The following is a 14,104-nucleotide window of genomic DNA, read 5'->3' on the forward strand; positions in this document are numbered from 1 at the left end:
AGCCGGCCGGCCGGTCCCGGCCGACCGCGCGCCGGTCTCAGCCGGCCACGCCCGCCAGCTCCTCGAGCGCGTCGTAGCGGATGCGCTCCCCGGGGATCCCGATCCGCTTGAGCGCGTCCACACCACTGCGGATCATCGCGGGCGGTCCGGAGATGAAGGCGTCGTACGAGCTCCAGGGCCCGTGCTCACCGATCGCCTGCGGCAGCTGGCCCGCCAGCCCCTCGCCGATCACCGGGCGGACCGACAGCCACGGGTGGGAGCGCTGCAACCCCAGCAGGGTGTCCTTGTCGTAGAGGTCGTGGTCGCTGCGCGCCCCGAAGAAGACCTCCACCGGACGCCGCTCTCCGTGCTCGGCCACGTCCTCGATCAGCGCCTTGATCGGGGCGATGCCGGTGCCCCCGCCCAGGCACAGCATCCCGTTGTCGGTGCTGTGGTCCACCACCATCGACCCGGCGGGCGGCCCCAGCCGCAGTACGTCGCCCGGGCGGGCGTGCCGCACCAGGGCGTTGGAGACCCAGCCCGCCGGGACGGCCTTGACGTGGAAGGACAACAGCCCGTCCGCGCGCGGCGCCGAGGCGAAGGAGTAGTGCCGCCAGACCCGCGGCCACCACGGCGTCTCCAGGCTCGTGTACTGGCCGGCGAGGAAGGGGTACGGCTGGTCGGGACGGACCGTCAGCACGGCGATGTCAGAGGTGCGCAGGTCGTGCGAGACCACCTCGGCGTGCCACCAGGCCGGCGCCCTGGCCTCGTCCTGCGCCGCCGCGTCGATCATGGTCTGTGAGATGGCGGTGTACGCGCGCACCCACGCCGCCTCGGTCTCCGGCCCCCAGGTGAGTTCCGCGTACCGGGCCAGCGCCCCGATCAGGGCCTCTCCGACCGCCGGGTAGTGCGCGGCCACGGTGCCGTACTTGCGGTGCCCGGCGCCGAGCCGGCGCAGGTACGGGATGAGCACGGCCGGGTCGTCGATGTGCTCGGCGGCGGTCAGCAGGGCCTTCAGCAGCCGGTCGCGCTGGACGTCCATGGCCGCGGGGAACATCTCCCGGACCTCGGGGTGGCCCGTGAAGACCAGGGCGTAGAAGTAGGAGGTCACCTTGTCTGCGACGGGTGCGATCTCCGCGAGGGTCCGGCGGATGAGCACGGCGTCCGGGGAGGGCTCGATCGCACCGCCCCCGGAAGGTATCCGGCCCGTCGCTCTTGCCGATCTGGTGGGCGGAGCGTCCATGCGGTGCCTCGCTTCGAGCATCTCGGTCGGGTCTCACACGCCTCGGCCTCGAATCCGAGGTTCCGGGTTTCACAGCGTGCCAGCCGACCGAGAGCGCTGCGGGGGAATGGAAAAAACCGGGTTTCGAACCCCCTTTTCCCCTTAAGATGCCTCGACTTCCGGGCGTGGGACACCCACGAGCTGGTATGCCTCACGGAGGTCGCGGCCCTCGTAGACATGCGTGGCCCGCTCCGCCAGATACGGGCGCGCGTTCACCGCCACCGAGCACGCCACCGCCTCGAAGAGCACCGCGTCGGTCCTGGAGTCCCCGTACGCGACGCAGTCGGCCCGGCCCACTCCGAACCGCTCGCACAGCCGGTCCGCGACCTCCACCTTGCCCTCGGGCGTCAGGATCCCGGCCGCGTCGACGGGCCGGGTGAAGGGCACCTCCGGGAAGACCGAGCCATGAGCGGCATGCGCCCCCCACTCCAGCAGCAGCTCCACGAAGAACGAGGGGGACAGCGAGATCACCGCGCAGTAGTCGCCGCGCTCCCGGATCTCCTTCCAGACGTCCCGGATCCCCGCCAGCCACGGGGCCCCGTCGAAAGCGGCCCGGACGTGCGCGGGCGTGAGGTCCGCCCACAGCTCCCGCGCCGCCACCGAGAACGCGTGCGGGCCGATCTCCCCTGCGCCGAAGGCCCGCTCGAGCTCGGCGATCTCGGCGCCGACGCCGAGCTGCCGGGAGATCTCCACCGGCGCGGCCGAGCCGTACATCAGGGTTCCGTCGAGGTCGAACAAGTGCAGGGAAGTCATAGCTGCCGAGGCTAACCGCTACGTTTCACGTGAAACAGCGACCCGATGTTTCACGTGAAACATCCGCGGTCGGATCCTTCAAATCCCTGGACTCCCCAGGAGCTGATGATCCACTCTGGGCCGGTGACACCACCACCGCTCACCGACCTGCCGATCCGCGCGCTGACCACGGACGATCTCCGTCACTGCGCCGACCTGTCCGAGGACCGCGGCTGGCTGCGCGAGGACCACAAGTGGGGGCTGCTCCTCGCCGCCGGCAACGGCTACGGCATCGACGCACCAGACGGCCAGGGGCTCGCCGCGGCCTGCGTCGTCACCCAGTACGGCGACACCCGGGCGAAGCCCGACCTCGCCGCCATCGGGATGGTCCTCGTCGCCGACCGGTACGCCCGCAAGGGCCTGGGGCGGCGCCTCATGCGGTACGTGTGCGACGACGTCCTCGCCGGCGTGCCGCTCACCCTGCACGCCACCCCGTACGGCCGCCCGCTCTACGAGGAGCTCGGCTTCGACACCACGGGCCGCGCGGAGATGCTCCGGGGCGCCTTCCGCCCCGAGCCTGACGGACCCGCCGCCGGCCTCACCAGCGGCCCCGGCGGCGTCCACGTCCGGCCTGCCACCGCCGAGGACCTCCAGCGGATCGTCCGGCTGGACACGGAGGTGTTCGGCACCGACCGGACCCACGTCATCACACGGCTTCCGGCCTTCACGGACAGGCTGCTCGTCGCCGAGGACTCCTCCGGCGCCCTCATCGGCTACGCCGCGATCTGGCCCAACATGGACACCCATGTCATCGGCCCGCTGATCGCCCGCGACACCGCCTCCGCCAAGGCCCTGGTGTCCTCCCTCGCCGCCGGCACCGAACGGCACCTGCGCACGGATGTCGACGTGCGCCACGAGGAGCTCCTCTCGTGGCTCAAGGAGCGCGGCCTGGAATCCGTGGCCTTCAACACCGTCATGACCCGAGACATCCCCGGCCTCCCCGGTGACTGGTCCCGCCGCTGGGCGCCGCTCACCGTCGCCGCCGGCTGAGACGAGGCTCCCCGTGACCGAACCCGCCGAACTGACCATCCGCCCCGCCACCGAGGCCGATCTGCCGGACATCGTCGCCATGCTCGCCGACGACCCGCTGGGCGCCACCCGCGAATCCCCGGACGACCTGGCCCCGTACGTCGCGGCCCTGAAGCGGCTGACCGACGACCCCCACCAGCACGTGGTCGTCGCCGTCCGCGACGAGCGCGTCGTGGGCACCCTCCAGCTCACGATCGTTCCGGGCCTGTCCCGCAAGGGCTCCACCCGCTCCATCATCGAAGGCGTCCGGATCCACGCCGACGAACGCGGCAGCGGTCTGGGGACCCTCTTCATCGAATGGGCCGTCGACCGGTCCCGGCAGGAGAACTGCCAGCTGGTCCAGCTCACCTCGGACGCGACCCGCACCGACGCCCACCGGTTCTACGAGCGGCTCGGTTTCACCGCCTCCCACGTGGGGTTCAAGCTCCAGCTCTGACGCGTCCCGGCACAGGCCGGGCCGCTGTCGGCGGCCCGGCCTACGATCGGGAGGATGAGCCCCAGCCTTCCCCTCGTCACCACCGCCGAACGCCGCCACCGGCTCGGCCGACGGCACCGCCTGGCTCCCTCCGCCCGCGCCGCCACCACGGTCCAGGCCGCGGACGCCGTCGTCGCCCTGCACGCCACGGACGCCGCGACCGTCTACCTCTCCGCCCGCGCCCGGCTGGCCGGGGGCGGCCCGGACACGATCGGGCAGGCCCTGTACGAGGACGTCAGCGTCGTCCGCATGCTCAGCATGCGCAACACGCTCTTCGCCGTCTCCGCCGAACTCGCCCCGTACGTGGACGCGTCCACCGCCCGGGGCATCGCGGTGAAGGAACGCCGGACCCTCCTCAAGCACCTCGAGGAGGACGGGCAGGGCCTCGACGCCGACTGGCTGGCGCGGGCCGAGGGCGCCGCCCTGGACGCCCTCGACGCCCGGGGTCCCTCGACGGGCACCCAGCTCTCCGCGGCGGTGCCCGCACTGCGGCAGAAGATCACCATCGGCCGGGGCAAGAAGTACGAGACCGAGACCGGCGTCGCCACCCGTGTCATCCGCCTCCTCGCGGCCGACGGCCGGATCCGGCGGGACCGCCCGCGCGGGTCGTGGACCTCCAGCCAGTACCGGTGGGTGCACACGCAACCCTGGCCCTCCGTACCCGCCGCCGAGGCCCGCGCCGAGCTCGCCCGCCGCTGGCTCCGTGCCTACGGCCCGGCCACCGAGGCCGACCTCAAGTGGTGGACCGGCTGGACCCTCACCGACGTGCGCAAGGCCCTGGCCGCCGTGGGCCCCGAGCAGGTCCGCCTCGACGACGGCGGGACCGCGCTCGTCTGCCCCGGTGACACCGGGCCCGAGCCGGCCCCGGAGCCCTGGGCCGCGCTGCTGCCCGGCCTCGACCCCAGCGCCATGGGCTGGGCCGACCGGAGCTTCCACCTCGACACCGCCCACCGTCCCGCCCTTTTCGACTACGCGGGCAACATCGGGCCCACCGTGTGGTGGAACGGCGAGATCGTCGGCGGCTGGGCCCAGCGCCCGGACGGGGAGATCGTCTGGCGGCTGCTGGGCAGCCCCGGCCGCGCCGCCGAGGAGGCGGTCGCCGCCGAAGCGGCCCGGCTCGCCGACTGGGTGGGCGACGCCCGGATCACCCCCCGGTTCCGCACCCCGCTGGAGCGCGAACTCGTCGCCTGACCCGAGGCGTCAGCCGATGCCCCGCCAGCCCTGCGGGTCCACCCCGCCGGGCACCGGGGCCTGGGGGTCGTAGGGCTCGCGGGTGAAGACGAACGAGCCGAGGTCGAGGTGGCTCACGGAGCCGTCCTCCCGCCGTACGGCCCGCAGCGTCTCGCCCGCGTAATAGCCCGTCAGACCGGTCCACGTACCGTCCGGTTCGGCGTGGAAGCGGGCCGGGCGACCGGTGGCACCCACCGGGCTCAGCTCCAGCGATCCGTCCCAGTTCAGGCGCACCACCTGCGCCGAAGTCCCCCAGTACCAGGGGCCGCACAGCTCGAGGGGTACCCGGTCCGTCTCCTTGAACGGCCGCCACGGCGCGGGGATGCGGGGCTCCGCGTCCGCGACGATCGCGACGAGCTCGGCGGCCACTGTCGAAGCCGGCAGGCCGGAGGTGCAGTTCGCCAGGACGACCGCGGCCACGTCGTCCGCCTCGCTCATCCAGAGTCCCGCGACGAACCCGGGCAGCGAACCGCCGTGTCCGGTGAGCCGGCGTCCGTCCTGGTCCGCCAGCTGGAGCCCGAGCCCGTACCCGAGTTCGGCGAAACCCGGCTCCGGGGGCGCCGCCGAGGTGCGCATCTCCCGTACGCTCTCGACGCTCAGCACCCGCTCGTCGCCGCGCAGCAGCAGCTGGGCGAACCTGGCCAGGTCGTTGGTCGTGGACCACAGCTGACCGGCCGCGGCCATCAGCCCCAGGTCCTCGGACGGCTCCGGCATCATCACGTCCGCCCAGGGATGCACCGCCCAGCCGCCCGCGTTCGGGGCCTGCGGCCGGGTGCTCGTCCGGTCCAGCCCCAGCGGTTCCAGCACCTCGGCGCGCAGCACCTCCTCCCACGGCTTCCCGCGGAGCGCCTCGACGAGCGAACCCAGCAGGGTGTAACCCGGGTTGGAGTAGTGGTGGCGGGTCCCCGGCAGGTGCTTGAACGGCTCCTCGCCGAGCACGTCGGCGAGCTCCGGCCGCAGGGAGGCCGGCGTACGCTCCCACCACTCGCCGGGCGTCTCCGCCGCGAGTCCCGCCGTGTGGGCCAGCAGCTGGGCGACGGTCACCTCGTCCGCGCCACTCCCGGGCAGGTGCTTGCCCAGCGGGTCCGACAGCTCCAGCAGGCCTTCGTCGCGCAGCCGCATCACCAGAACCGCGGTGAAGGTCTTGGTGATCGAGCCGATCCGGTACTGCACGTTCCCGTCCGGCCCGTGGCCTTCGACGGAGGTCCGGGAACCCTCCCAGACCACCTCCCCGCCGCGTACGACGGCCGCCACGAGCGACGGGGAGCGCCCCTCGCTCTGCGCGACGGCGATCCGGTGCCTCAGGGTGCGCCGGGTGGCGGGAAGCAGTTCCAGGTCTTCTGAGAAGGCGTCCATGATCTGTAGGTTCTCGCTTTCGGTGTCATATGGCGACGCTGTGACCTGCAGGTCTTGGCGGTGTCTCACCCGCGTTGGCACAGGTTCTGTCTCACGGCCATGTCATTTCCTCGAAGCCATCCTGGCTCCCCGGCTCACAGCTGGGTTCTGTTCAATGTCACCCAAAGAGCAGTTCGACGTTCGAGTCGACGCAGATGTTCAACACGATCACGAGCTGTCGGGCGTCCTCGATGTGCCGCGAGACAGTAGGGTCGCCTTCCACGGTCTCCCACTCCGTGATGATCTCGGCCAGCCGGGGCAGGACCCTGGCGCAGTCGGCAGCGGATAGTTCACCGTCATCATCAGGATGGTCAAGCAGGGGCTCAAGCGTCGATGTGATCTCGCTCCATTGCCGGTCCCCGCCGAAACCCCACATGTCCGGCAGCGTGAACCCCTCAGCCTGCGCCAAGCGCCGGCGGAAGGCGCTGAAACCCGAGTAGGACCAGCTGATGTCCGGGCTGGTGAGGTCACCGTCCCCAGGGAACAGGCACAATCCCACGAAGCCTCCTCGATCGAGACTTCATGATCGAGCTGGCAGGGCGGGTGCGGCAAGTGACTATCCGCCCCGAGCGAGCAATCACGACGGCCGGGCTGTGATCTGCCGACGGGCGGAGTCCCAGACCTCCTCGAACTGGTCGGAGGTCAGCTCCTCCGGATCGTGGCCTTCCCATTCAGGGACGGGCAGTTCTGCTGTGATCCCGAACCTGTTGTCGTACTCGTCGAGGCGGCCTGTGTCGCGGGCCTGCTGCCATTCGGCGAGGGAGGCGGCTGCGATCGGGATCAGCTCAGGCCCTTCGAGCTCGATCTGCCGGGTCACCCAACCTTCGGCGTCGACCTCGAAGTAGAACCAGGTGTCTTCCTCGTCCCAGTAGCAGCGCATCCATGTCGTCACCAGCCCATGATGACAACATGCTCTGTCTGCTCGCCGAGGCAATGTCAGAGCCGTGTTGGAGGATCACGCCATGCTGATTGCGACTGATGAGGCGGGCCGTGTGGTGAAGAAGCCCTCGAAGCCAGCGATAGGCAGGATGCTGGCCAACCTCCAGCGCGGTAACGCGCATCTGATTCTGGAGCGTGTGGAGGAGGGCACGGAAGGCAGCTGGTATGTCCAGGTGTTGCTGCGTGACGACAACACGTACCAACTCGAATTCCGGGACGGCGTGGCAGCCGAGCACTACCAAACGCGGACCGTGTCCCAGGAGAAGGTCTTGACCGCGATGCTCGGCTGGGCGGCCGGCATGGCCGACTGGAAGGTCGATTTCATGTGGAACAACATCGGCTCGCAGTTCGAGGCGGATGACGCTCAGCATCAGGGCTGACACGACCTGGTGCTGACGACTGCTACGACCTTCTTGCCGAAGGCGGTCAGTTTCATGGACCGACCACGTTCCGCGCGTTCAAGCAGAGTCTTCCCGAGGTCCCGTTCCAAGCGGTTGATCTGGATCACCAGGGTCGGCTGGTTGATGCCGAGGGCTTGGGCCGCCCCGCCGATTGTGGGATAGGACGCCGCGGCCGCAAACCGTTCGAGTCGCTGCCAGGCATAGGTACTGGTGAGGGCCTTGCGCAGAATCGCTGGGGTGCGGGCCGCCTGCTCAGTGACGCGTAGTGCGGTGTCGTGGCTTCCACCGCCGCGGGGCCGTAGGGGGATCTTGTGGGCATGGGCCCAGCGGGCCATGTTCGCGGTACTCATGCCCGTCTCTCGGGCGATGTCCGGCAGGGTCCGTCGGCGGATGACGTACTGCTCCATGAGCCACTCCCGTTCGATGGCTCCGCGGGGCTTGTAGTCCTGCGGGCCGGCTCGAAGCGCGATGCCGTACTCCTTCGCCAAGGCGGTCAGCACCGGGCGGGAGAAACCCATGAGGTCGGCGATCTGTTGAAGTGAGCGGTGTTCGTCCAGGTAGAGCCGGGTGAAGGTCTCCTTCGGCACCTCCTGGCGAGCCTTTAAACGGATGTGGCCCGTCGCCCTGGCCGCGGTCTTCGTCGGCGGGCGTGCGGGAGCCGGCTGTTCGTCCAGGACGAGTCGGATGGCCTCGACACTCGTGCTGAAGACCTCGGCTGCGTGCTGAACTGGATTCTTGCGCTGGCGGACGAGCCGGTGAAGCCGCCGAACATCGATCTGATCCGGGTCGGGGCCAGGAACATCGATCCCCGTCAGCAAGGTCAGGGGCGGCTGCCAGGTCACCGGTTCGTCGCGGATGCGGTGACGGGCGAGGAAGCTTTGGGCTTCCTCCATCAGTGCCTGGGCCAGCTCTGGTGTCTGGAGGGCGGCGTGGCGGACGCTCGCAGCCCGAAACTGGGCTTCGTTGCTGGCGCGGTAGTCGGGGTAGGACTCGGGGGGAAGACCGCTGATGCGCTGGAAGAGCTGGCAGCGGACGACAGCCTCGCGGCGGCCGGTGCCGGGCGACGTGCCGACGCTGCGACAGATCTCGCGCCAGCGTTCGTGTGGCAGCAGCTCGGTGTAGTCCAAGCGGCGCCGCCGCTGGAAGTCGATGGGGGCGTCCGTGGCGTCGAGGTGATCGGCCAGCTGAACGAGGGCAGTGACCACAGCCGACCAGTGCGGCTGATCGTCCAGCAGTTGAAGAACGCGAGAGATTTCGATGCCGTCCGTGACCACTCCGAGGTGCTCAGCGGCGGACTCAAGAGTGATTTTGCTGCCGATGATCAGCAGTGAGGCGGCCAGCACGGGCGCGAGGACACGGGGATAGATCCCTTCGGAAGGGGTGAGCCGCACGGCCCAGGAGGGCCAGAACATGCTGGGAATCTTCCGGGCCCGCTGTGTCGCCTCGCGGCCCGTCCTAGGGCGGATCGGCATGTGTGTGACCGTGCGGTAGCGGAGTTGTTCGCTGGGACGGAGCGTGGGTGCGAGGGCTGCCAGGTTCACTCCTTGCAGGACAGGGGTCAGGCCCTGTCCCCAGCTGTCGATGCTGCTGGCGCTGATCTGCCAGAGCTCCTCGCGCATGGCCTCCAGGAGGACCCGCATCGCCTCGCCGGCTCGGTGAAAATCGTTCTGCTCGAGAACCTGCAGGGCGATGATCACCGCGACGGCCGTGCTCACGGCTCGCGGTGGGGCCATGAAGCCCGGCCTGTCATTTGCTCGCAGAGCCAGCCGAGAGCCGGGCTCAACGGTGAAGTGCTCCTCGGCGATGTCCGCCGGCACCAGGTTCCTGATGTCGAGTGCCGGAAGATCCGCCAACACCCGTCCGCCGATGGCACGGACATCAGCCAGTGCCGCCTGGGATGACTGCGGACTGATCGCGTAGGGGCCGAAGGCTGCGGTGCCGGTCTCGATGACGTCCAGCAGCCGTGCCTGGGCCGTAAGCGCGGGATGCCCGACGGGCAGCCGGAGCGTACGGGTCTGGGTCAGATCGAATCCGCAGCCGCTTGTTCGATGTCCACCCCGCGCCGCAGGCGGGTTTCCGCAGATCGCTGGCAGCGGGATGACTCGGCCGGATCGGGGCCGCTGTCGTTGAATGCGTCCGCAGTCCGGGCAGCAGTCCGCCAAGAGCCTGCTATGGAAGACGCAGGCGTATGACCAGCCCAGCCGCCAGGCCAATTGCCACCTGCCGTCGCTGTCGCGCAGGCAGTCCGGGCAGAACTGGGAGCCACCGCCACGGCCCCAAAGCACCGAGCGTTTGACGTGGCGGCGCTCGAAGTTGATGCGGAGAGCCCTCTGGTCGTAGTGGGCCAGGGTCATGCTGGTGATCGTCTGCGGATCGAGTCCGCTCGCGTGCGCGATGGCCATCGTCTCCTGCTCGCTGAGCAGGATCGTCCAGTCCGGCGGGATGCCCTTCAGGTGATCTCCCTGCCTGGATCTCGCCGGGAACCCGAGGTGCCGCAGCACGTCTCCGAGCGCGGTGTTCAGCCGTCGGGCCAGGGCTTCCAGCCAGGAATCGAGGGCCTCACCCGGCAATGGCGCCAGCCGGACGGGGAGGGTTCGGGCGACCGCAGTCACGCCGCTTTCTCCCGTGTGGAGCGGGGGCGGCTGGTCAGTCGCCTTTTCTCCAGAGCGGCTTCGAGCTCCTTGCGGGCCGCTTCAGACGCCTCGTCGTTCTTCACCCGGTCGAGCAGGTCGCGGGTGAGGCATTCGGTGCCGCTGCGTACCGCTCTCTGGCAGCCCCTGTTGATCAGCGTCATCAGCGAGCCGATGTGGCCAGTGCTGCGGGCGAAGAGGTAGTCGGACAGGTCGTCCGCGAGCATGCCCGGGCGCCTGTCGGCCAGGACCACACGTTGTTCGAGGGCAAGCAGCATCTGCCGCCATTCCCGGCGGTCCTCTTCGGATTCGATCGTGAAGGGCCTCATTCCCAGCCGGGTGGTGCGGCGGCCGGTCTGTGCCAGTGCCTCGTCCCCTGTAGCGCCTCCCTCACTGAACAACCCTTTGTCGGCGAGCCCGACGCCGATCATCAAGAGGGTCACGGGAAACTCGTTAGCGATCCACTTGAGGTGGTTGCTGACCTCGATACCGCTGCTCTGGCGCCATTTCAGAAAGTGGAGATCATCGAGCGCGAGCAGGCGGACCTCGCAGGACAGGACGCAGTCCAGGGCTCGCTGGCCGAACTGGGCAGTGGTCCCGCGATTGCGTCCGGGGTGGCCGAAGAACTCCAGCAGGGACCGGTTGAGATCCTTCATGCCGGTGTTGCCGGTTAGCCCAACCCGGCAGACCGGTAGCCGCTCGTGCCCATCGGCGGTGAACGCACCCTGTTCGGCGATCTCCCGGCGGTGGAAGTCCCGGGCGAACGCAAGCACCGAGGTGGTCTTGCCCAGGCCGGGGAAGGCGTCGACGGCCACGGCCCCCTTGGCCTTGTCGCCGTCCTGGACGTTGCTGTCGACGATGTCCCACAGGTCTTCATGCAGTTCAGCGAGTTGCGGAGTCTTGATCGGGCCGAGGTTGGCGTGCCATTGCCGCCGCTGCCGGTCGTAGTCGGCCCTCGCTTCCTCGCTCAGGTCTTTCACCTGGGTGCGGGTCAGCAGCTCGGGCCGGCTGCGGCGCGGGGCCTCGACGAATGCCTTCCAGTCCTCCTTCCGCGACAACGCCAGATTGCCCAGGGTCGGCGGGCTGGAAGTGCTCACACGTCCTCCAGGGCGTCCGCATAGAAATCGTCGTCACCGAGGTCTTCCAGATCAGCCTCGTCGTCATCGCCCATCTCGGGCGCCTCTACCGGATCCTCTTCCACGGGCTCGGTCGGCTCCGCGGCCTGGCCGAGGGCTTTGCGTACGGAGGAAAGGGAGACGACGGTCTCCTCTTCGGTCTGCGGCAGCTCGATGGCCGCCTGCTCTCGCGAGAGACGCAAGACCATGCGCCGCTCAGCGAGCGTGGTTCCCAGCCCGATATTCCAGCGCTCCAGCAGGTCAGCGATCGCGAGCCGGTCATCGGGGAAGCGGTACTTCGCCGCAGCCAGCCTCCGGGCGAACGTCAGCGCGTCCTCGCTCAGCGGCATAGAGGCCGAGGGTGCGTGCTCCCAGAGCAATGGGTGCCAGCTGCGGTCCGTCGGATCACGGAAGTAGATCCGCGTGATGTCGTCGGGGTCCACCTGGAACGGCCAGCCGTTCCTCACCGGGCTGCCGGTGTAGGGACTCTTGGCGTTTCGGTAGGCGTTGAGTGCGCTCCCGTTGTAGCGGCGGCGGCCGATTTCAACGCCATAGGGCTGGATCGTGCGCCATGTGGTCTGCAAGAACTCGAAAGCGAGATCCCGGTTGCGGGGTGCCTCGATGTAGCCGGCCCTGGCCATGCCGTGCTCGAACATCGCCGCCGGAGACATCCGCAGCCCCGGCAAGCCGGGATCCACCAGACTCGCGTGAGGCCGCCGGTGATAGACCTTCGCAGTCCACTCCCAGATCATCGCCTCCAGCTCGTCCAGGAAGAAGAACGCGTCGCCCTCTGGGTTCTCCCCCCGGGAGTGGATGTCGGGGCCCTTGTAGCCAGGCAGGACCTGCAGCAGCCCCTCACGGAGGGTACGGAAGTAACGCTCAACCGGTCCCTTGTCACGGCCCGTTCGTAGCCTCGCCGGCTGAATCGAGATGCCCATCCGGCGGCAGACACTCGTCAGATGCTCCGAGACGTAGACCTTGCCGTGATCGACCACCAACGTCTCCGGCACCAGCGGCGGAGACACGAGACCGGGCCCCTCCATGGCACCGACGTCGACCATCACCGCCCTGGGGATGCCGTGCTCGGGCCAGACCGCGTCCCGCGGCCAGTCGGCGCCTGCCCTCCGGGGGCGGAATGACTGGTAGAGCACCGCGCTGACGTCCACCGCCTTCGTGGAGACCGGCGTGATCCGGATCCCGGTGATGCACCGGGTGTACCAGTCCATGCCGACGGAAAGCTCAGCCTGCACCCACCGCAGCGTGAACGGGTCGAACGCGAACACGTCCAGCCGGGTGGAGTCCATCAGCAGGTACTCGCCCGGCCGCGTCGGCCGCAGCTTCCCGTAGACGCCCTCCGGCCGGCTGGCGATGTCCCGGTTGCGTTTCGTACTCAGCCGGAACAGAGGGTGCTGCCGTTCCAGCTGCTCCAGCAGGCGAAATGCGGTCGCCCGGCTCGGCTGCGGCACTACCTCCGGCCCAAACCGCGCTATCACCCGGGCCCGAGTCCGCGCGATCACCATCGTCCGTGACGGCTTCGACTCCCCGGTGTGTTCGACCATCACCTCCAGCGCGGTCTCCACCCACCGGTCATCGACCTCGACGTGAGGTTTTCCGGCTGACCTTTTCGGGGCAAGCCCAGACTCTCCTCGACGACGAAAGTCAGCGACCCATTGCTTCACGGTGCGAGGTGATACCCCCAGCTCATCTGCCTTGGCCGCATACCGTGCCTCCCACGGTCGCTCCGGGCAATACTCCGAGCGAGGCTCACCTTCACGGGCAAGTTCCGGTGTTCCAGACCGATAGCCAGTCAAGACTTCCCTGACGTGCTCGGCGCGCTCAAGGATTTTTGCCCGTGCTGAACTGTCGAGCTGCCCTAGTACGACAGAAGCGATCTCTTCGTCATCGCCGCCTGACGGTCCTGATCCGTCTGGGCTGATGGCGGCACGGTCGGAAAACAACAATTCCTTGAGCGCGATCCTCAGCAGGCTCCCTTGGCCGTTCTTCAGGACCACCTCGTTGCCCGCCATGGTTGCGGCCATCTCCACCACCTCGACGGTCTCCCCGTCATAGCGGAAACGCGTACCGACTCCCACCCGGGTTCCAGCCCTGCTCATGCCGGCCTCCTCAGTACAGACGACGGACCAAGAGGCTGGCCGAGATCGACCATGAGGCAGTGCGTCCAAAGCAAGTGACAAAGAGCGGCGCGAACTTGAGGCTCCGGCCGATCAGGAAGGCAGAGACCTGCCACGCCCAGGGCAACACCATCCAGCTCAGCGCTCCTGAGCGCGTCCAGGATGTCGGAGCTGAACAGCCAGTCCCTGCGATAGCCCGCCAGGAATCTCACGTTCTCCAACTCTGCGGTCGGCGGTTCGCTCCAGACCTCGTACTTCCACCCCTTCGACTCCACCGTCCGCCGGGTCCACTCGAAGGTGAAGGCCACCTCGGGGATCGCCAACCGGTGTAGCGGCTTTACGTCCACGACCACTGGCCCTTGCTCCGTGACCAGCAGATAGTCCGGAATGTGCTTGCGGACTTTCCCTTCCAGCACGGCCTTGAGCAGGAAGGGCTGGGCCACAATGCGGCGCACAGACGGATCAAAGTCCGCCAAGAGCAGCCGCGCCAGCTCCAAACGGGACTCGTAGATCACGTGATCGCACATCGTCGCGGACCAGTAGGTGCCCGAGTAGTGTTTCTGGCCCTTCCGCCAACGGAAAACTCGCCACGGCACAGCCGAGGCCAACCCCTTGAGCGGCTCCGTACCCCAGACGCGATCTTCGATGATCTGGCCGCTCTGAAGACGCACGCTCACAGTCGCAGCAGTGTCCACTACACCCCCA

The 14,104-nt window shown here is 68.8% G+C and carries 13 protein-coding genes; 4 read left to right on the forward strand and 9 right to left on the reverse strand.

The features are described 5' to 3' along the window. Positions 1–37: 37 nt before the first annotated feature. On the reverse strand, positions 38–1,243 hold the full coding sequence (locus OOK34_RS11880; RefSeq protein ID WP_267033820.1) for a globin domain-containing protein: 1,206 nt from the start codon (positions 1,241–1,243) through the stop codon (positions 38–40). A gap of 120 nt (positions 1,244–1,363) precedes the next feature. Further along, positions 1,364–2,014 carry an HAD family phosphatase gene (locus OOK34_RS11885; protein ID WP_267033821.1) on the reverse strand — a complete coding sequence of 217 codons (651 nt, stop codon included), beginning with the start codon at positions 2,012–2,014 and terminating at the stop codon, positions 1,364–1,366. A 123-nt stretch (positions 2,015–2,137) separates the two neighbouring features. On the opposite strand from OOK34_RS11885, the gene OOK34_RS11890 reads away from it, so the two are divergent. Genes OOK34_RS11890 through OOK34_RS11900 form a run of 3 tightly spaced genes read left to right on the forward strand, consistent with a single transcriptional unit; the run spans position 2,138 to position 4,748 of the window. Beyond that, positions 2,138–3,043, forward strand: coding sequence for a GNAT family N-acetyltransferase (locus tag OOK34_RS11890; protein ID WP_267036710.1), 906 nt, complete (start codon positions 2,138–2,140; stop codon positions 3,041–3,043). 13 nt (positions 3,044–3,056) lie between these two features. Next, positions 3,057–3,518 (forward strand): GNAT family N-acetyltransferase, encoded by a 462-nt coding sequence (locus OOK34_RS11895; RefSeq protein ID WP_267033822.1) that lies wholly within the window; start codon positions 3,057–3,059, stop codon positions 3,516–3,518. A 54-nt stretch (positions 3,519–3,572) separates the two neighbouring features. Next, the gene (locus OOK34_RS11900; protein ID WP_267033823.1) at positions 3,573–4,748 is read left to right on the forward strand and encodes a winged helix DNA-binding domain-containing protein; all 1,176 of its coding nucleotides are present in this window, start codon (positions 3,573–3,575) and stop codon (positions 4,746–4,748) included. Positions 4,749–4,757: 9 nt separating this feature from the next. Here the strand turns inward: OOK34_RS11900 and OOK34_RS11905 are convergent, their stop codons facing one another. The 3 genes from OOK34_RS11905 to OOK34_RS11915 form a co-directional block, all read right to left on the reverse strand. Continuing rightward, positions 4,758–6,143, reverse strand: a complete 1,386-nt coding sequence (locus OOK34_RS11905; protein WP_267033824.1) for a serine hydrolase — start codon at positions 6,141–6,143, stop codon at positions 4,758–4,760. Positions 6,144–6,300: 157 nt separating this feature from the next. Next, positions 6,301–6,681, reverse strand: coding sequence for a hypothetical protein (locus OOK34_RS11910; RefSeq protein WP_267033825.1), 381 nt, complete (start codon positions 6,679–6,681; stop codon positions 6,301–6,303). 78 nt (positions 6,682–6,759) lie between these two features. Further along, positions 6,760–7,074, reverse strand: a complete 315-nt coding sequence (locus OOK34_RS11915; RefSeq protein WP_267033826.1) for a hypothetical protein — start codon at positions 7,072–7,074, stop codon at positions 6,760–6,762. Positions 7,075–7,144: 70 nt separating this feature from the next. Here OOK34_RS11915 and OOK34_RS11920 point away from each other — a divergent pair, with 70 nt between their 5' ends. After that, entirely contained in the window at positions 7,145–7,501 is a 357-nt protein-coding gene (locus OOK34_RS11920) for a hypothetical protein (RefSeq protein WP_267033827.1), read from the forward strand. Here the strand turns inward: OOK34_RS11920 and OOK34_RS11925 are convergent. Genes OOK34_RS11925 through OOK34_RS11940 form a run of 4 tightly spaced genes read right to left on the reverse strand, consistent with a single transcriptional unit; the run spans position 7,492 to position 14,076 of the window. Further along, positions 7,492–10,134, reverse strand: coding sequence for a TniQ family protein (locus OOK34_RS11925; protein ID WP_267033828.1), 2,643 nt, complete (start codon positions 10,132–10,134; stop codon positions 7,492–7,494). The genes OOK34_RS11920 and OOK34_RS11925 overlap by 10 nt on opposite strands. Beyond that, a complete protein-coding gene (locus OOK34_RS11930) occupies positions 10,131–11,249 on the reverse strand; it encodes an AAA family ATPase (RefSeq protein WP_267033829.1) in 1,119 nt (372 codons plus the stop codon). The genes OOK34_RS11925 and OOK34_RS11930 overlap by 4 nt, the downstream gene beginning before the upstream one ends. After that, the gene (locus tag OOK34_RS11935) at positions 11,246–13,381 is read right to left on the reverse strand and encodes a helix-turn-helix domain-containing protein (RefSeq protein ID WP_267033830.1); all 2,136 of its coding nucleotides are present in this window, start codon (positions 13,379–13,381) and stop codon (positions 11,246–11,248) included. The genes OOK34_RS11930 and OOK34_RS11935 overlap by 4 nt, the downstream gene beginning before the upstream one ends. Then, positions 13,378–14,076 carry a TnsA-like heteromeric transposase endonuclease subunit gene (locus OOK34_RS11940; protein WP_267033831.1) on the reverse strand — a complete coding sequence of 233 codons (699 nt, stop codon included), beginning with the start codon at positions 14,074–14,076 and terminating at the stop codon, positions 13,378–13,380. Before OOK34_RS11940 ends, OOK34_RS11935 begins: the two co-directional genes overlap by 4 nt. Positions 14,077–14,104: the final 28 nt, after the last annotated feature.

This window comes from Streptomyces sp. NBC_00091, assembly GCF_026343185.1.
Classification (GTDB): Bacteria; Actinomycetota; Actinomycetes; order Streptomycetales; family Streptomycetaceae; genus Streptomyces.

Bases quoted from the DNA above. Each gene is read 5' to 3' on its own strand.
- OOK34_RS11880 (WP_267033820.1), bottom strand. From the start codon at position 1,243: ATGCTCGAAGCGAGGCACCGCATGGACGCTCCGCCCACCAGATCGGCA.
- OOK34_RS11900 (WP_267033823.1), top strand. From the start codon at position 3,573: ATGAGCCCCAGCCTTCCCCTCGTCACCACCGCCGAACGCCGCCACCGG.
- OOK34_RS11920 (WP_267033827.1), top strand. From the start codon at position 7,145: ATGCTGATTGCGACTGATGAGGCGGGCCGTGTGGTGAAGAAGCCCTCG.
- OOK34_RS11935 (WP_267033830.1), bottom strand. From the start codon at position 13,381: ATGAGCAGGGCTGGAACCCGGGTGGGAGTCGGTACGCGTTTCCGCTAT.
- OOK34_RS11885 (WP_267033821.1), bottom strand. From the start codon at position 2,014: ATGACTTCCCTGCACTTGTTCGACCTCGACGGAACCCTGATGTACGGC.
- OOK34_RS11905 (WP_267033824.1), bottom strand. From the start codon at position 6,143: ATGGACGCCTTCTCAGAAGACCTGGAACTGCTTCCCGCCACCCGGCGC.